At 43.7% G+C, this 20,904-nt stretch carries 17 protein-coding genes; 11 read left to right on the top strand and 6 right to left on the bottom strand.

Annotation, left to right across the window (positions count from 1 at the left end; all coding sequences use genetic code 11):
- Window positions 1-290: 290 nt before the first annotated feature.
- Window positions 291-917 carry a DUF4159 domain-containing protein gene (locus A37S_RS0115005; RefSeq protein ID WP_028297695.1) on the top strand — a complete coding sequence of 209 codons (627 nt, stop codon included), beginning with the start codon at window positions 291-293 and terminating at the stop codon, window positions 915-917.
- Between the two features lie 54 nt (window positions 918-971).
- On the opposite strand, the gene A37S_RS0115010 is transcribed toward A37S_RS0115005, so the two are convergent.
- Window positions 972-2,612 carry an NADP-dependent glyceraldehyde-3-phosphate dehydrogenase gene (locus A37S_RS0115010; RefSeq protein ID WP_051293211.1) on the bottom strand — a complete coding sequence of 547 codons (1,641 nt, stop codon included), beginning with the start codon at window positions 2,610-2,612 and terminating at the stop codon, window positions 972-974.
- A 367-nt stretch (window positions 2,613-2,979) separates the two neighbouring features.
- On the opposite strand from A37S_RS0115010, the gene A37S_RS0115020 reads away from it, so the two are divergent.
- Complete coding sequence (locus A37S_RS0115020; RefSeq protein ID WP_028297697.1) at window positions 2,980-6,069, top strand: glycosyltransferase family 117 protein; 3,090 nt, start codon at window positions 2,980-2,982, stop codon at window positions 6,067-6,069.
- A gap of 63 nt (window positions 6,070-6,132) precedes the next feature.
- Here A37S_RS0115020 and A37S_RS0115025 read toward each other — a convergent pair whose 3' ends face one another.
- The gene (locus A37S_RS0115025) at window positions 6,133-6,855 is read right to left on the bottom strand and encodes an XRE family transcriptional regulator (protein ID WP_245586399.1); all 723 of its coding nucleotides are present in this window, start codon (window positions 6,853-6,855) and stop codon (window positions 6,133-6,135) included.
- A gap of 147 nt (window positions 6,856-7,002) precedes the next feature.
- Between A37S_RS0115025 and A37S_RS0115030 the strand changes: the two genes are divergently transcribed.
- The 4 genes from A37S_RS0115030 (at window position 7,003) to A37S_RS0115045 (ending at window position 10,145) form a co-directional block, all read left to right on the top strand.
- Window positions 7,003-7,638 (top strand): hypothetical protein, encoded by a 636-nt coding sequence (locus tag A37S_RS0115030; RefSeq protein ID WP_028297699.1) that lies wholly within the window; start codon window positions 7,003-7,005, stop codon window positions 7,636-7,638.
- Between the two features lie 91 nt (window positions 7,639-7,729).
- Window positions 7,730-8,614, top strand: a complete 885-nt coding sequence (locus A37S_RS0115035; protein ID WP_028297700.1) for a HEPN domain-containing protein — start codon at window positions 7,730-7,732, stop codon at window positions 8,612-8,614.
- Window positions 8,615-8,680: 66 nt separating this feature from the next.
- Window positions 8,681-9,262 (top strand): hypothetical protein, encoded by a 582-nt coding sequence (locus A37S_RS0115040; protein WP_028297701.1) that lies wholly within the window; start codon window positions 8,681-8,683, stop codon window positions 9,260-9,262.
- A 25-nt stretch (window positions 9,263-9,287) separates the two neighbouring features.
- Window positions 9,288-10,145, top strand: a complete 858-nt coding sequence (locus A37S_RS0115045) for a HEPN domain-containing protein (protein ID WP_028297702.1) — start codon at window positions 9,288-9,290, stop codon at window positions 10,143-10,145.
- Window positions 10,146-10,263: 118 nt separating this feature from the next.
- Here the strand turns inward: A37S_RS0115045 and A37S_RS0115050 are convergent, their stop codons facing one another.
- The gene (locus A37S_RS0115050) at window positions 10,264-11,166 is read right to left on the bottom strand and encodes a nuclear transport factor 2 family protein (protein WP_157278697.1); all 903 of its coding nucleotides are present in this window, start codon (window positions 11,164-11,166) and stop codon (window positions 10,264-10,266) included.
- A gap of 241 nt (window positions 11,167-11,407) precedes the next feature.
- Between A37S_RS0115050 and A37S_RS24885 the strand changes: the two genes are divergently transcribed.
- Together A37S_RS24885 and A37S_RS0115060 are read left to right on the top strand one after the other, a co-directional pair.
- Entirely contained in the window at window positions 11,408-12,586 is a 1,179-nt protein-coding gene (locus A37S_RS24885) for a sensor histidine kinase (RefSeq protein WP_051293212.1), read from the top strand.
- On the top strand, window positions 12,583-13,302 hold the full coding sequence (locus A37S_RS0115060) for a LytR/AlgR family response regulator transcription factor (protein WP_028297704.1): 720 nt from the start codon (window positions 12,583-12,585) through the stop codon (window positions 13,300-13,302). The genes A37S_RS24885 and A37S_RS0115060 overlap by 4 nt, the downstream gene beginning before the upstream one ends.
- Window positions 13,303-13,409: 107 nt before the next feature.
- Here the strand turns inward: A37S_RS0115060 and A37S_RS0115065 are convergent, their stop codons facing one another.
- The 3 genes from A37S_RS0115065 to A37S_RS0115075 all read right to left on the bottom strand — a co-directional run bounded on the left by A37S_RS0115065 (window position 13,410) and on the right by A37S_RS0115075 (window position 15,847).
- Window positions 13,410-14,384 carry a c-type cytochrome gene (locus A37S_RS0115065; protein ID WP_028297705.1) on the bottom strand — a complete coding sequence of 325 codons (975 nt, stop codon included), beginning with the start codon at window positions 14,382-14,384 and terminating at the stop codon, window positions 13,410-13,412.
- A 4-nt stretch (window positions 14,385-14,388) separates the two neighbouring features.
- Window positions 14,389-15,015 carry a YceI family protein gene (locus tag A37S_RS0115070; RefSeq protein WP_036602717.1) on the bottom strand — a complete coding sequence of 209 codons (627 nt, stop codon included), beginning with the start codon at window positions 15,013-15,015 and terminating at the stop codon, window positions 14,389-14,391.
- Window positions 15,016-15,100: 85 nt separating this feature from the next.
- Entirely contained in the window at window positions 15,101-15,847 is a 747-nt protein-coding gene (locus tag A37S_RS0115075; protein ID WP_157278699.1) for a TapB family protein, read from the bottom strand.
- Window positions 15,848-16,408: 561 nt separating this feature from the next.
- Between A37S_RS0115075 and A37S_RS24890 the strand changes: the two genes are divergently transcribed.
- The 3 genes from A37S_RS24890 to A37S_RS0115090 all read left to right on the top strand — a co-directional run bounded on the left by A37S_RS24890 (window position 16,409) and on the right by A37S_RS0115090 (window position 20,894).
- A complete protein-coding gene (locus A37S_RS24890; RefSeq protein ID WP_051293213.1) occupies window positions 16,409-16,831 on the top strand; it encodes a RidA family protein in 423 nt (140 codons plus the stop codon).
- A 136-nt stretch (window positions 16,832-16,967) separates the two neighbouring features.
- Window positions 16,968-17,501 carry a hypothetical protein gene (locus tag A37S_RS27525; RefSeq protein WP_028297708.1) on the top strand — a complete coding sequence of 178 codons (534 nt, stop codon included), beginning with the start codon at window positions 16,968-16,970 and terminating at the stop codon, window positions 17,499-17,501.
- Between the two features lie 246 nt (window positions 17,502-17,747).
- Window positions 17,748-20,894 (top strand): SusC/RagA family TonB-linked outer membrane protein, encoded by a 3,147-nt coding sequence (locus A37S_RS0115090; protein ID WP_028297709.1) that lies wholly within the window; start codon window positions 17,748-17,750, stop codon window positions 20,892-20,894.
- Window positions 20,895-20,904 lie beyond the last annotated feature (10 nt).

Genomic DNA, 20,904 nt, shown 5'->3' on the forward strand with positions numbered 1-20,904 from the left:
GCTCGTTTGTCGTCATTGCGAGGAGGTACGACGTGGCAATCTGACAAACAAAAAACGCAGATTGCCTGACTGCCGTCAGGCAGGCTTCATCATTCTTCTTCGCAATGACGCGTTTTTAGATTGAACAATACATTTTGTCATGTACTAGATGGAGTTGTGAACTTTAATTTTTTTTGAAGATAGGAGCAATTATGCTAAAATAATAACCCTTTATTTATTTTATCAAAAAAATTACACAGAAGTATTGAAAAAATACTCTTTTTTGCGTTGTTTGGTTCTAATTTAAAAAAATGCCACAATCAAAGTTTACTTTTGCCCGACTGAAGTACCAATCCGGTGATTGGGATACCGATCAGCGGATGCCTTCCAATGTGCTCAATTCAATGATTGAATATACTACTATTCCAGTTTCGCTGGAAGAGCAGGTCGTCGACTTGGCAAGTGACGACCTTTTTAAATACCCCTTTTGCTATTTAAGTGGGCACAAGCTTGTCCAATTCAACCAAAAAGAAAGTGCCAATTTCAAGCAGTACGTACTAAACGGCGGCTTTGTATTTGTCGATGATTGCAATCATGATATAGACGGTCTGTTTGCCCAATCATTTGAAAAACAAATGGAACAGCTTTTTGGGCAACGTGCACTTGTGAAAATACCAAACGATCATCCACTTTATTCCTGCTTTTTCCGGTTCGAAGACGGCCCTCCTACCACTTCTTTTGAGTTGAACGGATGGGGAGACGATTTGGTGCACGATTACTTAAAGGAGATAAACATCGATGGCAGAATCGGCATACTGTACAGCAACAAGGATTATGGTTGCGAATGGGACTACGATTTCAGGAACAAGCGTTTTCTGGCAAAGGACAATACCAAATTTGCCATTAACATCATCACTTATGCCTTGGGGGTAGTATAGATACCTGGCTTAAATTATGATGAGGATGCCTTTTGGACACCCTCATCATCATGATCAAAAAATAAAATCGGTACTTAAGAATTTACTTTCGTGCTTGTGCACGATATCATTGACCAATTTCTTATTACTGTCGGTTACCTTCGCCGCTACCAGCGACCTAATGGAAAACGAACGAAGTGCATCTACCACAGACAATGTACCTTCCGCACTATCCTTTCTCCCGGTAAAAGGAAAAGTATCGGGCCCCCGTTGGCACTGTGTATTGATATTCACCCTGCTCACCAAATTCACCAAAGGATCTATCAGATGCCCCACCTCGGCCGAGTTGTTGCTGAAAACACTGATCTGCATGCCATGCGGCGAGGCGATTAGGTAGTCAATCACCTCATCCGTATCGTCGAATGGAACTACGGGAATTACCGGACCAAATTGCTCTTCCATGTAGAGCTTCATCTTATTGTTTACCGGATACACGACAGCCGGAAACACCATGGACTCGTACATTTTGCCACCATGTTCATTCAGGATGGCGGCGCCATTGACAATGGCGTCATCCAAGCATTCCTTCAGGTAAGCGGGCTTACCGGGTTCTGCCACGGGCGTAATTTGCACCCCTTTGGTCCAAGGCATTCCTAGCACCAGCTGGTCCACGGCAGCCGCCAGCTCTTTGTTAAAGGCCTCCGCTATTTCTTGCTGTACAAAAATAATCTTCAGGGCCGTGCAACGCTGGCCATTAAACGAGAGCGCTCCCAGGATAATCTCTTTTACACTGGTCTTTATATCGGCATATTTGGTCACGATGGCCGCATTCTTGGCATCCAAGCTCAGTACGGCACGCAAGCGATTGAGCTTGGGATGGCGTTTTTTGAGGTCATTTGCCACCTTGCTATTGCCGATAAATGCCAGCACATTGATCTTGCCCGACTCCATCAAGGCAGGCACCACATTGGCACCACGGCCGTATATGGTATTAACCACGCCTCTAGGGAAGGATTCCTGAAAGGCTTTCAATAAGGGGTAATGAACCAAAGTACCGTGCTTAGGCGGTTTGAAAAGCAAGGTATTGCCCATGATAATCGCAGGAATGAGCGTAGTGAATGTTTCGTTCAGGGGATAATTGAACGGGCCCATACAGAGTACCACGCCCAAGGGCGAACGCCTAGCCTGGGCCAACACGCCCTCGGCTATCTGGAAACGGGAAGATTCGCGGTCCAGGTCTTTCAGCGCATCGATAGTAGCATTGATGTACTCCACCGTGCGGTCAAATTCCTTGGTGGAATCGGTCAAGGACTTCCCTATTTCCCACATAATGAGCTTGATGACCAAATCGCGCTGCTCGCTCATTTTATAGACAAAGTTTTGCAGGCACTTGATGCGCTCTTCCAAGGTCATGGTGGGCCACTCCCCTTTTCCGTTATCATAGGCGCGGATGGCCGCATCCAAGGCTTCCTTTGCTTCCTTTTCCGTTCCCAATGGGTAGGTACCTATCAGCTTACGCTTAAGGCCATCCTTCCCTTTGAGGTAAATGGGGGAATACACTTCATTAAATGGCCCTTGCCATTCCTTCAATTCCCCATCACTTAAATAAATCCTTTGATGGATTTCATCGAGCGCATATTCGGGAGGAACCTGCGTTTCATCCACGAAAAGGTCGCCCAACCACTGTGCGTCATTGCTTTGTTCTTCTGATGACATAAGTTTAATATGTTAGCTTATTTTTTAAATCGATTGCAATAACTGAAAATTATCGATTTGCAACCAACATAATTCGCAAAAGAAATGTCATATTTTTTCAAAAAGACCAAAAATGATAAATGGGTATTTAATTTTTGGTTGTTATTAGTATCGAGTATCAACATGCAAGTATCAACACACGACGCTATAAGGCAGAAGGATATATGATACTCCTCATGCCCTATTGCCCTATACCTTATGTCTATTATCCAAATATCCTATGCCATATTAATATAATTCCTTATTTTCGACCCGTATTTTACACAGCTATTCTGCCATTCGCATACGGAATGGGCAAAGAAACAGACGAGTACAATTAAAAAAGCAAATGAGTTACAACAAAATCAACAACATATTCGGATGGGTAGCATTCCTGATTTCTACCACCGTATATGTGCTAACCTTGGAACCGAGTGCCAGTTATTGGGATTGTGGAGAGTTTATTTCGGCGGCTTACAAGATGCAGATCGTGCATCAACCGGGGGCCCCGCTCTTCCTGATGCTTCAAAATATTTTCAGCAATCTTGCCCTTGGCGATAGAACCCAGATTGCCTATTGGATGAATTTCGGGTCTGCCGTTTCCAGTGGATTGACTATATTGTTTCTTTTTTGGACCATTACGGCCCTGGCAAAAAAAGTGGTCTGGCCAGAAGGCACAAGCCTGGATAGTGAAAAGCTGATCAGGATCATTGGCGCAGGTTTGGTCGGTTCATTAGCCTACACCTTTACCGATACGTTCTGGTTTTCGGCCGTGGAGTCCGAGGTGTATGCCATGTCGTCCTTATGTACGGCGGTCGTTTTTTGGGCCATCCTCAAATGGGACGCACATGCCGACGAGCCACGGGCAGACAGATGGCTGATCCTGATAGCTTATATCATGGGCTTGTCCATCGGCGTTCACTTGCTAAACCTGCTTACCATTCCTGCCTTGGGCTTGGTCGTTTATTTCCGGAGGACGGCAAAGCCTACCAGCAAGGGCGCCATTTATACCCTGCTCATCAGTGTAGTAATTCTTGGCATAATACTTTGGGGCATTGTACAATTTATGATCAAGATGGCTGCCTATTTTGACCTGTTCTTCGTCAATAGCCTGGGAATGGGCTTCGGCAGCGGCGTGTTGGTGTTTGCACTATTGCTTATTGGCGGACTGACCTATGGTATCATATACTCTATCAAGCAAGCCAAACCCATTTTAAATATCGCCTTATTGGCAACGGTGTTTATCATATTTGGCTATGGTTCTTTTGCCATGATACTCATACGGGCAAAAGCCAATACCAGCCTGAACAACAGCGATCCCGAAAACGCTTTTTCTTTCCTGAGTTACCTGAACCGAGAGCAATATGGAGATGAACCTCTATTGAAAGGGCCCTATTTCACCTCCAAATTCGCGGGCTATGAAGAAGGTGCCAACCGATACGCCAAAGGAGAGACGAAGTATGAGGTGATCGGACAGAAACTCAAGAAAACCTACGATAAAACCTATTTCTTCCCCCGTGTTTATAGCGACGATGCCGGTCGTGGACACCCTCAGTTTTATCGCAACTACCTCAACCTAGCTGAAGATCAAGTTCCTACTTTTGGCGATAACATGAAGTTCTTCTTCGGTTATCAGGTAGGTTATATGTACGGTCGCTACCTCTTTTGGAATTTCGTTGGGCGGCAAAATGACCAAAAGGGAGATGGAAACTTAACGGAAGGCAATTGGCTAAGCGGCATTAAACCCATAGACAATATGCGTTTAGGCGGACAAGAGGCTCTACCTACCTCCGCAAAAGAAGATCCTTCTTACAACAGGTTCTATTTCTTGCCGCTCATCTTGGGTCTTATAGGTGCTTTTTGGCATTTCAACCGCAGGCAGAAGGATGCGGGCATCGTGGGGCTGCTCTTTTTCTTTACGGGTATTGCCATCGTACTTTATCTCAACCAATCGCCTATGCAGGTAAGGGAGCGTGACTATGCCTATGCCGGGTCTTTCTATGCCTTTGCCATCTGGATAGGCCTTGGCGTAATTGGTATTGCAGATTTTCTGAGCAAAAGGAAATTGCAGGCTAAGACTGCTGGTATTATAGCCACCGTCGTCGGACTTTTGGCCGGCCCTGTTATCTTGGCCAAGGATGGCTGGGACGACCACAATCGCTCTACCAAGTACACAGCGAGGGATCTGGCCAAAAACTATTTGGAATCTTGCGCGCCCAATGCCATTTTGTTCACCTATGGCGATAACGACACCTACCCACTGTGGTACGTACAGGAAGTGGAAAACGTGCGGCCCGATATCCGTATAGTCAATCTGAGTTTGCTGAGCGCCGACTGGTACGTGCGCCAGATGAAAGATAAGGTGAATGAAGCGGAACCGCTTCCCCTCAGCATGACACCAAGCCAGTTTAAAGAAGGTACCAGAGATGTAATCTACTTCCCTACGCAAGGCATTATCGATGCCAATAGCTATGTTCCCAACCTAGCCAGGGTATATAATAGCAAACTGAACCTGAAGGATGTGTTCGGTATCATGCTATCGGATAATCCCAACGATAAAATCAATTTCGGCGGAGACAAGGACAATTTCCTGATTACGCAAAACCTTTTCTTGCCCATCAACAAAGAAGAAGTACTTCAGAATAAGGTAGTGCCAAAAGGATGGGAAGACAATATTGTAGACACCATCAGCTGGAAGTACAGCAAAGGCTACGTGACACGTGCTGAGCTGGCCATGATGGATATATTGGTAAACAACCACTGGAAGCGCCCTATTTATTTTGCGACCACCGTGCCCAATGACAGCTACATGGGACTGGACAAGTATTTGGTGAACGAAGGCTTTGCCAATAGGTTGATGCCTGTCGCCTTCAATCAAAGTACAGAGGATGCCGAACGATATGGCAGTGATCTGGTCAATGTGGAGGCCCTGCATAAAAATGTCATGGAAAAATTTGTTTGGGGCAATATGCATGATGCCAAATACCTGGATCCCGAGTCCTACATGATGCTCAATACGGTGATAAGTACCTTTACTACACTTTCGCAATCGCTTATTGACGAGGGCAGAAAAGAGGAAGCCAAGCAAGTGCTGAACAAGTGCCTGGGCTCCATTCCTGACAAAATATACCCTTCTCGGTATTTGAATGTCAATGTCAGCCTTATGTTCCTGGCTAGGCAATTGTACGATGTAGGCGAAATAGAAAAGGGTAATGCCTTGATGCTGAAGAATGCCCAATATATTGCAGAGAAGCTGAAATATTATCTCGCCATAGCGGAAACTAAACCTAACTATGAGATGCAGAGCATCCAACGTGGCGCTTCCATACTCTATAATATGGCTGAGTTCACCAAGAATGCCAAGCAAGACAAGGTGAGCAAACAAATAGACGACATGTTAAACGAAGTGGATAGTAGATTTCAATCGGGAAGCAGATAGGTCAAAACGGTTATCGATCATTGGAAAAAAGTCCGTAAACAAACGTTTAACGGACTTTTTCAATTATAGCTGACTCCTTGTTATCTTCCCTTTTACAATATAAAGCTTGCTGATATGGCTCTTGTTGATCACTATATCACCCTGGTAATTGGGATTTGAGGAACGTAATGTTAGCTTGCTCTCGTCCGAATGCGCAAACAATAGTTTTACGGTAGCCATGGCATTGGCTCGCTCATCGGTGACCACCAGATAAGCTTCTCCCCATTGAATGACATCATAGTTAGTTATTTCCTTTATGACAATGATCTCGCCGCTGGAAAAACGAGGGTACATACTATCACCATAGATGGGTAAGTAGGCATTGCAATCGTTAAAAGGACGAAAATTGACATAAAATTCGGGAGCCTCCTGAAAAATATCGGCCTGAGAAAAATCTATATCTGCAAGGTTGACGTTATAATAAGGTACCGGCTCCCTTTCTTCAGATTGTATGATATTCTTTTTTCTTCCGGGCAATAAATAAGGACGTACGGAAAGTATCTTCTGCCCCTCTCCACTAGCAAGATATTCTCTGTTGATATTATACAATTCAATTATTTCGCGAAGTTTTCTTTTGCCTATTTTTCTATTTCCGTTTTCTATCGATGAATAATTGCTCACGTGCTCGGTGATGGGGCCGTAGAACTCCCCTAATGTCATTCCCAATGACAAACGCACATTTTTCAATAGTGGCCCTACTGTTTGTTCATCTATCTCAACCATGGTGCCAATATAAGAAAAAGCCATCTAAAATTACTAATGTTTAGTAACTTTTTAAAGAAACTTATGTGCAAAATACCTGTTTAATTCTAAAAAAATTAGTTTAAATTTCTTTTTTATATCAAAAAAGTATATATTTGTATCATAAAACATGTTTGAAACAACAAATGAGCCATGAAAAAATTTCTTTATTGCAAACACAGCCAACTTCCCCATTTCCTAAATGAGGAGGAAAGAGCATCTCCCCAGAAAGTTATCGCTGATTATTTCAATTCTGCCGATATATACCATTGGAAATCTACCCTATGGAACTGGCTAAAGTGTATCATGACAGAGGGAATACACTACCGTGACTTGACATTTCGATCAAATCTCAATGAAAGCAATGCATATTACGACAAGCAACTAACCGAAAAACTGGTAGAGGCCTGCTCGCTATTGGCTACGGAGCAAACCGCGAGCGTTGTAAGCCTCAATAAAAAGAAAGAAAAAAGAAAACATCTGATAAGTATCCTGAAAAGCAGAAAATCTCCAAGATTAATAGAAATCAAAGAAACATTGTACCTGATTCAGTTTTTGAGCGATGAAGAAATTAAGAATCCCCACCTCGCACTGGGTTCGTTCTTTCAATATTTTTCTCTGGATGAGTGGCGCTATCTGTTAGATGAATGGTTGTATCATTCACTAAGTAATTCAAACAACGTGGGAACATGCTGGTACGACAACACATTCTATTGCTACATCCAATTGGTCAGACTCACTGAAGCTTGTTTCTTAATTGACAAATTGGAAAACAAGGATTTATCCTAACTACTGACAACAAAATTGAGCTCCAACGTTAATAACGTGTGCCGTTTTAAAAATCAATTAAATCAACAAACACTATTTATCCGTGTAAATCATGAACAACACAGAAAACACACAACAGATAGATCTCCTCAAGACGGAAAACGAGGACCTTCGGCAAATAACTGCACGTATCAAGGATGCGATGGTGGTTGAGAAGATAATTTGTTACAGCAGCATCCTAGAGAGGACCGAAGTCATTAGTTGCTTTTTGAACGACTCCGGAGAGCAATCCATTAGCGAAACCAAACATTATGGTTTGCTCATTATCCCCGGTGAAGAGGAAAAACGAGGTAATTCGACTATCCAACAGGCTACGGAAAACCTCTTTGACAACGAAGAGGTTATCAGCATCGTTCACCGCATGGATGAAGTGAACATGGCATTGAAGAACGGAAGTACCTTTTTTGCCAACATTTACAAAAATGGGTTCCTGTTATATGACCGCGAGCAACTTACAGTCGCTCAACCCGCTACTGGAAAAACGCAGGAAGAACGGCTCGCGAGAAGAACTCATTTTTGGAACAAATGGCATGCTCTTGCTAAGGGATTTATAGATGGCGCTCATTTTTACTTGAACACCCAAAATAATACACTTGCCATTTACATGCTACACCAAGCCACACAACATGCCCTAGCAGGCGTAATACGCGTGCTGAGCGGCTACCGAAGCAACAGCAATAGCCTACAACGTCTTTGCCGTTTAGTGGCAACCTTAATACCCCAGTCGCCATTGGTTCTCCCAAAAAATTCCCCTAAACAGGCACGACTAACGGGCTTGCTCCTCAAAGGTTTCTCCGATACACGCTACAACGAAAAGTTTGAGGCAAGCAATGAAGAGGTAGTTGAGCTGACTGCGCGAACGGAAAGATTGTTAGAACTAGCCGATACACTTTGCTGCCAAAAGTTAGCAGATATACGTTTAGGCAATGCCACATAGTGAAATAACCAACTCTACCTAAAAAATGGATACGAGACAGTCCCTGCACCACCAATTAGAAAAATCATGGAAAACAAAATCAACACAGAAATGACAGACAAGCTGTGCCAATTAAATCAACACGAAAAGCGTCATCCCATAGAAACGCTCCATAAGCTTTTCTCCAAAAATAGCCCTTCAAGTATAAAAGACAGGTTGTGGGATTGGTATACCTATGTCATTACCAGCACCATAACTATCAGCGATCCGCTAGCTATCATAGAATTAAAAAAAATGTTGACTACCTTCATCGAAACAGCCTGGCTGCTAAACGAAGCAGGTGCTCAGCAGGCTGTTGATACGGAAGATTTAGCTATGGAAGTGCTTTCCCATCCCTCCTATTGGCCCAGATATCGCTTGATGGCATCGGATTTTCACAATCCTATCTCCTTCTTTAGCGATTTCTTCTCATTCTTCGAAGTGGCGGAATGCCATAACTTATTGGAAAAATGGTTGTGTTATGCCATCTCTTTCGAGGCCATCGGTAGCGAAAGCATGGGTGACAACAGCTTGTTTCTGGACTTCCTACAACGACTGATAGACATACTTTACCTTATCAAGAGAAGAGCGATAGACGAGTTCATTGTATACAAAGAAAAATTTACCTAACAAACCAACACGCTTCATTAATGCCATGAAGATAGATCTTACTTATATCGGAAAGTCACAGCTAGACAAGTTGCAGCAACTAGTGGCCAGCATTACAGCAAAGGTAGATACTGCTTACCTCTTCTGTACGGGAATACGAAAAGCCCAATACTATTGTCGATACTTAGGGAGCGAGAACGAGCAGATGACCTCCTGTCATATTGAATTGTTGCTCGTTTGCAAAATCGACTCTTCCCTTGATCTAGGTCACGCCCAATTATTGGCTAATGATCTCTCGTCAGAGGATTTTTCGTGCGTTATTGTGCCTTACGAATTTCTGGAAGCCGAAGAACTTATAAAAATGGGGGATAGATCCTTAACCACTGCCATAAATAGTGGCGCATTACTTTATCAATATAACATCATGCTTTCGGCAAAACGAGGATATTCTTGCCGTGAGGACATATTGGCAACTGTACATAATTGCTGGTCTAGGGGCTTTGGAAATGCCTGCAAGTTCATGGATTGTGCTTTTTTCTGCATTGCCGAGGGCAATTATGATATGGCGACATTTATGACTCATCAAGCTGTAGAACATACCTGCAAAGCGCTCTTGCACTGCTTTACACAAGACTGCCCACAAACTCATAACCTCAGCTATTTGCTGAGACGCTGTGCCTGCTTTCATCCAGATATCTTGCAAATATTCGCCAAAAATTGTCCCCAAGACAACAAACTAATGAAGCAGTTAAAGCGCAGTTATATCGACTGCCGCTATTCCACCCATTTTAAGGTAAAGGAAGCGGCCGTTTGGGAGATGGCAGATCGTGCATGCCAGCTACAAAATATAGCAACCGAACTATACCATGAACAAACAAGGCGCCTATCGTGCCTAGGGGATTAAAATATCCTTATCAGTTATTCTAAAGATATACGCATATCGTCTTCCCAGCTTATACGTAGGGATAGGGTTGGACAATTATGTCATTGTCCCATTTGACAGAAAGTAGTATTAACAATATTTAGGTTTCCTTAGGCAGGTCTGCCTGATATACATCGGCGACAATCTTCCATCCCTCCTTCTCGGATTGCCAAACCTGAACAAAATAACCACTTTCCAATAGCGCACTTGCTTTATGCCGGATATGCAAGCGCCCGTAATAATAATGAAATTCGCCATCTACAGATTTTCCTTCTCCTAGCACTTCGTAATCGTGAAACTTGGCCGACTGCTCAGATAAGTAATTGAAAACGGCACGAGAACTGGTCAACAGAGGCCAAGATGACCTTAAAAGGAGCGGCACGGCAGAGAGATATTGTCTATATGCCCTAGCTGGCCACTCCCTAGCTATCGTGCAAAAATGGGCAAATTCCTCTTCGGGAATGTTTTGGTCGGTTTGTACGAACGACGGAACTGCATCGTCAATGGGCTCTCTACCATATAAAGGACTTGCTGCTGAAAGGTTTACGGCAGTATTTTTTTCATGCACCACGCCACCGTCGAGCAATAATCGATAAGTACTGTCCCGCCTTTTCCAGATGCTGAAAAAATATCCTTTGGATTGTGGTACGCCACCTCTTTCTTCGCTATACGTAAATGGACCACAGGTAAATCCCATATCGCCAGAAGAACTTATTCGGCCATAAGTCGGATGCCATTTCAGTTCTTGTTCTTTTTGTAAAGGGACCATTTGATACAATTTGAGGCCATTGATCGGCATTCCACCATTGAAGAGTATGCCATCTGGCGATAAGTAATGTTCAAATGCCTCTTTGATACTGGCCTCTAGCGCCATTTGCGCAAACTGCCATTCGTTTGCAATCAATTGTTCCCATGCCTGCTGTACCTTCTCCTGTGCAAAGGAAAAACCAGTTAGAAATAAGGCCATTAGCATAGCAAGCACTTTGTGTCTGATGAACTTCATTTTCATATCTTTTTTGTAAACATAGGACGGAGGAAATGCTTATCCAAACTTCGGAAATGAAGAAATACATTCTTGCAAAAAACGGTATGCTTTCGATATATGACTGCCTTTTTCGCAGCTGTACATGTATTTTGACGATGGATCTGCGTTCAACGAAGTCATTGGTCGACAAAATCACACTATCTATCTACGAATCAGACCGTTTTATATAACGGGGTGGAAAAACAATTATCTTTGCAAGATGGAGTATATGGTAAAAACGCAGGCCTTGTTACATAAAAGAGTGGTGCAACATGTATTGTACTGGCTATCCGTTTTAGCGGTGATGACGGTGTTATACAGCATCTATATCAAAAGCTATTTAGCGTCTTTTAGCTTTATGATCTTCTTTCTTCCCATACACATGGCCTATTTCTATATTATGGCCTATGTAGTGATACCTAAAATGCTTTTTACAAAAAAATATATTTGGTTCTTTTTGTCTGTATTCGCTTGTGCATTAGTGGCGGCGCTATTGTTCCGTTTAGCAGAAATTTTCTATGCCGATCCTTTGACATACAAATTGCTCGTGAAGTTGAACGGACCATTTGTATGGGACAGGATACAGGGCAGTTTCTGGGAACAGATCACCCGTTTTTCGGCTTTTATGGCAGCAATGGAGCAAACAAACAATGCCGCATGGGTAGCTATAGCCATCAAGCTTCTCAAAATGTATTATGAACGCAAAGAGGCGGCCACGCAGGCCGAACTTAGTTTCCTGAAAAACCAGGTCCACCCACATTTTTTATTCAATACACTGAACAATTTGTATGCCCTTACACTAAATCAATCCCCACAATCACCCACCGTAGTAATGGGGCTCTCCCAGATATTGCGCTACATCCTCTATGAATGCGATACACCCACCGTCAAGTTGGCAAAGGAACTGGATATTATCGAACAATATATAGCCCTGGAAAAACTGAGACATACGCAGGCATTGGATCTCACGTTTCATGTAAACGGATCTATACAAGACCAGGAAATTGCGCCACTGCTGCTTCTGCCATTGGTGGAAAATGCGTTCAAGCACGGCGTACATGAGGACATGCAAGAAGCTTGGGTCACCATTCAAATCATGGTAAAAGAAGAACGGTTTAGCTTTAAAATCAGCAACTCCAAACCAGCAAAACCAATGATAAAACTAAGCATGGTACCCAAAGGAAATATCGGTTTGGCAAACCTTACCAAGCGACTGAACATGTTGTATCCAAACGCTCACAAACTCCGTATCTATGATGACGACGAACATTTATTTGCCGTCGTATTGGAGCTAACGCTAACACCCGTGGCCAATAAGAAGGCGGCTGGTAGTCTAAGAGTAAAAAAGCTGTATCCAGAACAGCTATTGGCCCTAAACAAAAGTGAAACCATCAAATGAAACTGAAGACGATTATCGTAGACGACGAACCGTATGCCATTGAAGTAATCGAAAATTACCTGACCAATTTCCATGAAATTAAGGTAGTGGCCAAATGCAGCAATGCCATAGAGGCGTTCCAAACCCTACAGAAAGAAAGAGTAGACCTCCTATTTCTCGACGTGCAAATGCCCGGCATGACGGGCACGGATCTGATGCGCAGCCTAAAAACTCCGCCTAAGGTCATCTTCACGACTGCATTTCCCGACTATGCCGTAAGTGGTTTTGACCTCAATGCAGTAGATTACTTGTTGAAGCCTGTTCCTTTTGACCGCTTCCTGAAAGCGCTGGACAAGGTTTTCAACCTGTTTAAAATGCAACAACCTACCATACAATATAGCAATCCCTTGAATACAGAACGTTCTGCGGACAATTACCTGTTGTTGCGGGTAGATCGTAAAATGACGAAGATAAATATTGCCGATATTTATTGGATAGAGAGTATAAAGGATTATATAAAAGTGATACTGAAAGATAAGACATTGATATCAAAACAAAAGATAGGTCTTTTGGAAGATCTATTGCCAGACGAGAGCTTCATACGTATACACCGCTCATTTATCATAGCACTGGACAAAGTGGAGAGCTATCATGGCTACTGCGTGGAGATTGGCGGCAAAGAACTGCCTATTGGTCGCAGTTATAAATCAGATTGCTATAAACGGCTATCGCAATAGGCCTTTCTCTTCTTAATGATTCTGTCTTTCCGCGAATAAAAAAGGCGGAGGTATATCTGCCCTCCGCCTCCAAGCACACAAAAAAACGTTTATCTGGATAGAACTATCTATTTTTTTGAAATCTTGACCACTGGGTTGGCATTGGGTGCCAAACTGAGCAAGTAACTATAGACAGATTCCAAATCTTGTTCCGTCATACCGGCATACATTTTCCACGGCATAGGTGTATTTAATTGATTTGGTGCCAGCTTTGCCATAGCATAGCCACTATCGGCATATTGCTTAAAGCGCTGCACAAACATCTTTTTTGTCCATCCCCCTATTCCATTGGTCTTATGTGGAGTGATATTGGTAGACCGTATAATGCCCCCTGGCTGCTTGAATTCCATACCGCCACCAAATTCCGAACCCGGAACTATTTTGCCTTTATCTGTCTTACTATGGCAATCGACACAGCCTGCCGCATTTACAAGGTATCCGCCATAGCGGATGCTATCCGTAACAGGCGGCCTTTCCTGAAAACTGGCCTTTTGTGGAGACAGTCTGTTCAACAGGTTGACAGGGAAGTCCAAGACAGTTTCAGGAACTTCATTTTTGACGGGACTTAACTTCCTAAGATAAGCAATAATGCTATAGATATCTTCTTTGTCCATTTGACCAAATCGCGCGTAACCCATTATGGGAAACAAGGCCCGACCGTCCTTGTTTACACCCGTGCTTATTGCCCTCAATAGCTCCCCGTCCGTCCAGCCTGCCAATGCATGGGGCGTAATGTTGGTCGCATATATCTTACCTGGGAACCCCGCCTTCTGATCGAACAGCTCTCCCCCCTCTCCCAATGTATTGGGCATCATAGGCGCACTATAAAGAGACCAATCACGTTTGCTATGGCAATCCATACAAACCGTTACATGGTTGGCCAAGTACTCTCCTCTTTGGATTCGTTGTGCAGTAATAGCGATGTTTATTTCGTCAGCAGCTCCCACATTGGGTTTCGTTACGCCAATGTATAAGCTGGCTAATAAAACGAGGAGCAACAGTATGAGTGCTATACCGCCAACTACTTTTAGTTTCTTTATCATTCAATTATTGATTTATAGTTGCTTTCAGATCAAATGCCACAGCGATTTCATTTTTTATTTTATCTTCGGGTGGCAGTTGGCTATCGGTCGCATAGTTCATTCCCCAAAGCGTCCTATCAAAGGTAAAGTAGGCTTTTGCCGAGATTTCGGTGGGCGTTATGTGCAAGACAGCAGGCATTTGCAAGGCCCGTACCTGCCCAAGGATGGACAAATCTCCTTTAATCAGGTAATTGTTTCCGTCTTGATCGTTTTCAGCAAGTGGCTCGGCCGATTTGATTGTATATTTTACATTGGGGTATAATGCCGCATTAAAAAAAGCAGCCGACTGCAAATGTTCTATCAATTGGGCTTTGGCCTCCTGTGTCTCCAGATTGCTATTGACCAAGGAACTCAAAGGCATGGTAATGGTTCCTCCCGTAATACGGGAACCAGATACCGTAATCGCATCGTTTTGAAGCGCTATAGTTCCCGTATTAAAATAACCGGTCTCTAGAAAACCGGTCCACGTAGCTGTAGAACCAGATTGAATTTGATAAGTTTGGTTTTTATCTTTATCACAAGAGGTGAAAGCGCTTAAAAAGCCAAGCACCGACAATGTAACAATTATTTCTTTTAACAATTTTCTTTTCATTTTTTTCAACTAACTTTAATGTTCAGGTATTGATTGAAGACTAAATGATAGCATTTCTTTCCCTTTGCCTCCATACACAGGAAAACTATTTTATCTCGGTGAGTTCGTACGTAGATACATCACCGTTGGTAACGGAAATCTCCTTGACCACACCCACTCCGTGAGCCAGCCACACCTGCACCGTAGCCTCCTCTTCCGTGTTGCCAAAGGAAACACCATCTACTTTGATTTCCAAGCCATTGCGCACCTTATATTCATATTTGCTGCATTTAAACTTGCCCGCAGGCACTGTTATTTCTTCCACGGCTACCACCCTACCGTTTTGCTGTTCCATGCTTACGGTCAGCCCTAAATCTACCGGCTGTCCAGCCGTCGTACCTTCATATGAGACGCTCAAGGATTGTTTTTGCGGACCAATAAAACGCAATAGCGCACCTTCTTCCTGCTTGTTGTCCCATTCGCTATAGACCGGAAAACCCTGCGCGGTGTGACTTTTGATCTCTACATCCATTCCCTGAGATTCAAACGAACGTTCTAGTAGTTTCAACAAATACCCCCATTGTTCTGGCTGATGCTGTACCTGTACAGTTTTGCTTCCGTTGACATACATACCGTTGTTTACCTCAATCGCAATGTCATCATATACCATTCGGGTACGCAGGTTATAGACCTTGAAACCAGTCGAATCTTTACTTCCCGAAATACTTCTGGTAAAGACGATGTGTTCTCCCTCTTCCAATTCCTGTCTGTAACTATAAGTCTTGCCCACTTGTGGAATGAAATTGGCAGTATCCTCTCCTACTTTGGGATGATCATCTTTACTGCATGCCATTGGCAGTAATATCACAATCATCAAAAGATACCCTAATACGCGAAACCCTCTAATACTTTTTCCAATACTCAAATTACTTTTTATCATCATTTTTCTGTTTTTAGATGGTGCAATGTTAAGGGACATGAATAGCATCTGCCAACTTGGTCGATAATGGACAATATAAAGGGGATAAAAGACTTGTTTTAAATGACTATTACCTTTTTTATGGCAAACAGTACTTAGTTGGCACCTTGTTGGTGTATATAATTGGCCATTTGTCTACCAAAACAGGCTCTCTATCTATTCAGAGCATTTAGGACATTAGATATTGGATCAAAGGTCTATCTTACAAAAATATCTTTTCCTTATGGGCAATCTACCAATAGTAGATAATCAAGCTCATGCCATTGCCGTCATAGAACAATACCTCACACAGCAATAATGATAAAGCCTCGCCCTCCAATTGCTCTTTATTCCATTTTTTTATGATTTCATACGCGGAATACGACAGTTTGTCTACTTGCCTACGATGTTATAGCATTCTATATTAGCTTTATCCCAGATAACTTCAATAGCAACATGATCAAATCATTCACCACCATCGTAAGCCTTTCGACAGTAACTTTCCTTGTCGAGGCGCAAGAAAAAACGTTTTATTCACATTCCGTTCAAAAAGAATGGAACTATGCCCAGGCCTATCGCAGTGGCAATCTTCTTTATATTTCGGGAATACCAGCCAGCGGTCAAATGGATAAGGCGATTGACGCTGTTTACAAGAGGCTGGAAACAACCCTAAGAGCCTATGATCTGGATTTCTCTCACGTGATAAAGGAAAACCTATATGCTACGGCAATAGACAGTGTGATCCAACACCTGGATCACAGGAAAAAATACTATGGAGATCACACTCCGGCTGCCACGTGGGTACAGGTAAGTCGATTGGCAGATCCCAATTGTATTTTGGAAGTGGAGCTAATAGCAGAAATTAAGAAAACACCTTGATCATAGCTGTTTTTCTGCTGTTAACCTGAGTTCGATCGTTAAGGTTGCTCGTAGAAAAAAAGCAAAAACAGCTCGTCACCTCGACTACCGTGGAGGGGTCAGTTTGCGTTAATTGATGGATTCGACTTCGCTCACCATGACGATCAGTGGCTTTTTCGGTTCAAAATCGATTAATCGAACTCAGGTTGTTAATATCTTCTGTGGTTTTGAAGAAACAAATAACCTTCAATTTTGCCGTGCGCCACTATTTACCTCTTTTGGCTACGCCCTGAGCACCGACCTGATGATCGAATACAAGGGTCTTCCGTTTCTCCTTAGCTTTCATGGATATAGGAACAGGAGTGTCTTTTTGCCAGAACTTGAATTTTCATCCCCAGATCAAAGAGTAGCTATAAATGGTTTAGCCCTGCGGTTGCAACCTACGGTCATGCTATGGCTCCAACCAAAACGGCAGGATTTCTACATCCATCGGGCACAACCGGGTGCATTATTCGGTGTCAAAGTTTTATATCCGATCGGTCGGTATCTTGACGTATACACTTATTTGGATACCAAAACCCGTATATGGAAGGGTTGGCTTTTCTGTCGTATGCAGAGAGTAAAAACCAACCTATCCACCATCACTAACTTAGGCAAATCATTAATGTGGAGACATACACTAGGGCAATAGCCGTGGCGTGTGCTTCACTTGCAAAAGGGAAACATGTTGTACCAGGCAACTACCGCAAAGACATTCATGACATAATTTTCGGCATTGGTCTCCCATAATCATTGTTTGTCGATATTCCCAAATATTGGTTCCTAAGCATGTTAATTTCGTCTATAGATTCGGTGGATAAAATCCATTGAAACTAATCGTAAAAAATCCGGCGTATGTCGGGGTTAAACAATTTATCTTTTCACTTAATTAAAACAAATGAAACAAACATTACTGAGTTTTGTGATTTTGTGTGCCTTGCTGGTCAAATCGGCAAACGCGCAAGAAAGAACAATCACCGGAAAGGTGACCTCCAAAAGCGACAGATTGCCCCTAGCAGGGGTATCCGTATCAGTCGAAAACACCAAGACTGGAACCCAAACCGATGCAAATGGCCAGTTCAGTATTACCGTACCCTTGGATGCAAAAAAACTAATTTTCCATCATATGGGTTATGCCACATTGACGGTAGAGGTGCAATCCAAAAACGTGGTAGACGTAGCGCTCGACAATGATGCGCAGCTCTTGGACGAGGTTGTGGTGACCCTTCCGTACCAAACCGTCGATGCCCGGTCCGTGACAGGTGCCATCAGCACCGTGACGGCTTCAAGCCTCAGCAAACAGACCGTACCATCAGTCACTAGGGCTCTGCAAGGTGCCACTACGGGTACACAGGTACTGACCTCCGTGGGACAGCCCGGTGAAAACCCTACCATACGTATCCGTGGCATCAATTCCATAAATGCTTCTGCCTCCCCATTGATCGTTTTGGATGGCGTGCCTTACGGTGGGAATATCCATTCTATCAACCAGGCCGACGTGGAGTCCATGACCGTGCTGAAAGACGCTGCATCCGCTGCGCTGTATGGTTCGCGTGCCGCCAACGGGGTCATCATGATCACTACCAAGTCCGGAAAAAGTGGCACTCCAAAATTCGAAGCATCCGTGCTTCAGGGCTATTCGAGCAGGACAAGAAAGGAATATAACTTCTTGGGCGCTGCCGAATCCATGCAGCTCACCTGGGAAGCATTGCGCAACTATGCCGCAGCCAACGGCGTGGACAATCCGGGTAAATATGCCTCTGACAATATTATTGGCAACCTGAGGTACAATCCCTACAGTGTGGCCCGACCTTTTGACGACAATGGGAACCTAGTACAAGGTGCCACCTTACTGTGGGACACCGATTGGGAAAAGGCACTTACAAGATCGATGAAAGACACTAGGCGTACGGATGCCCAGTTCAGCGCCAGCGGCGGAAACGACAGAACAAAGTACTACCTGTCACTGGGCTACCTAAAAGACAGGGGATATGCTATTGCTTCAGACTTCGAAAGGATATCCGGCAGGGTAAACCTGACTAATAAGCTGAGCAATTGGTTGAATGTGGGAACCAATCTCAACATCAGCTCCACTGACCAGAACTATCCTACCCAATCTGGTAGTACCTATTCAAATATCATACAATTCTCCAGAAATGTCTCTAGTATCTATCCCTTGCACATGAGGGGTGAAAACGGCGAATTGCTGCTCGATGAGTATGGTGCTCCCATGTACGATTGGGGTACTTCCATCAGTGGAAGGACAGTCAATACGTCCAGACCGGTATTTGAAAACGAGAATCCAGCTGGTACATACGCGTTGAACGAAATACGGTACAGCAGGCTGACCACAAGTGCCAATACCTATGCCGAAATGTCGCTCGTGGACGGATTGAAATTCAAGACCACCTATGGCATAGATTTTTATAATTTTATCGGCAAAGAGTTTTACAACCCGACTTATGGTCTAGGCGCTTCGGTAAATGGGCGCGGTGTGAGGGAAAAGAATAATACCGTACAATGGACATGGTCCAACCAACTGAGTTATGCAAAGACCTTTGCCAATACGCACCATCTCAACATCTTTGGCGTATATGAAGCCTTTAATTATAATTACGACACCTTGCTCGGACAAAAGACAGGATTTGGGCTAGCGGGCCTGAGCGAACTAGCCGTTGGGACAAACAACGAGTTCCTCTCATCAACGAATACCGATGAAACGCTCAATTCCTACCTAGCCAAAGTAGGTTATCACTACGACTATAAGTATTTCATAGACTTGTCCTATCGTAGAGACGGCTCTTCTAGGTTCGAGAGCCAGGTACGATGGGGCGACTTCTATTCCGTTTCCGGGGCCTACGATATTGCAAGGGAGAAATTTATGAAATCCGTTTCGGCCATAAATCAATTGAAACTGAGGGCATCTTATGGAGAACTTGGCAATAACTTCACGTTGAACAGTAATGGAACTCACAATTATTTCCCTTACCTCAGCTCATTCGGCACGGGCTACAATGTATTGAGCAACACAGGTGTTCTGTTGGAATCATTGCCAAGTTACCTGCTAACCTGGGAAAAAAGCAACACGCTGAATTTCGGATTGGACTTTTCTATATTGGCAAACAGAATCAACGGGTCGATTGACTGGTACAATAAGACGACCGATGGGTTGATCTTCAGCAGGCCCCTGCCCAATTCAGGTGGGATAACATCTATCATAGAGAACATAGGCGCGCTAAGAAACAGGGGTTTTGAGTTCACCATCAATTCCATTAATCTGAAAAACAAGGATTTCCTATGGAACACTTCCCTGCTGTTCAGCACCAACCGAAACGTGATCACCAAATTGCACAAAGGTCAGGGTATCAATACGGGAGACAAGCGGTATGAGGAAGGCAAGTCCGTATACGAGTTCTACCTGGAGCAATGGGCCGGAGTGAATCCCCAAACTGGTCAACCGCAGTGGTATTACGACGTGACCGATGAAAACGGCAACACCACCCAGGAAATGACCTCTGGCTATTCATCGGCAAGCAATAGCCGCAAGTTCTCGGGGTCCGCCCTACCTGATTTTACGGCCGGGTTGACCAATGATTTCAGCTACAGGAATTTCAGCCTCAGCTTCAATATATACGCCAATGTAGGTGGCTATATCTATGATGGAGATTATGCGCTGCTCATGCAAAATTACAGGAGTCATGGACGTCAATCCACAAGGGACATATTGGGCAGGTGGCAAAATCCGGGTGACATAACGGATGTTCCACAGATAGGGGTCAATCAGGACGCCAATGCACGCTCGAGCAGGTTTCTGTACGACGGCACATTCGCAAGGGTAAGGTACATCAACCTTGGCTACACCCTGCCCCAGAGCCTATTGGGAAGGTATAAGGTAGATAAAGTGAACATCTATCTCCAAGCAGACAATCCATTCACTTTCTTTGGTCGTCCAGGTTTGGATCCCGAACAAAACCTCGGGGGAAATACGAGTAATAGATCCGCCCAAATGAAAACCTTCGCTTTGGGCTTAAATATTGGTTTTTAATACATCGCTA

Source organism: Olivibacter sitiensis DSM 17696, assembly GCF_000427965.1.
Lineage (GTDB): Bacteria > Bacteroidota > Bacteroidia > Sphingobacteriales > Sphingobacteriaceae > Olivibacter > Olivibacter sitiensis.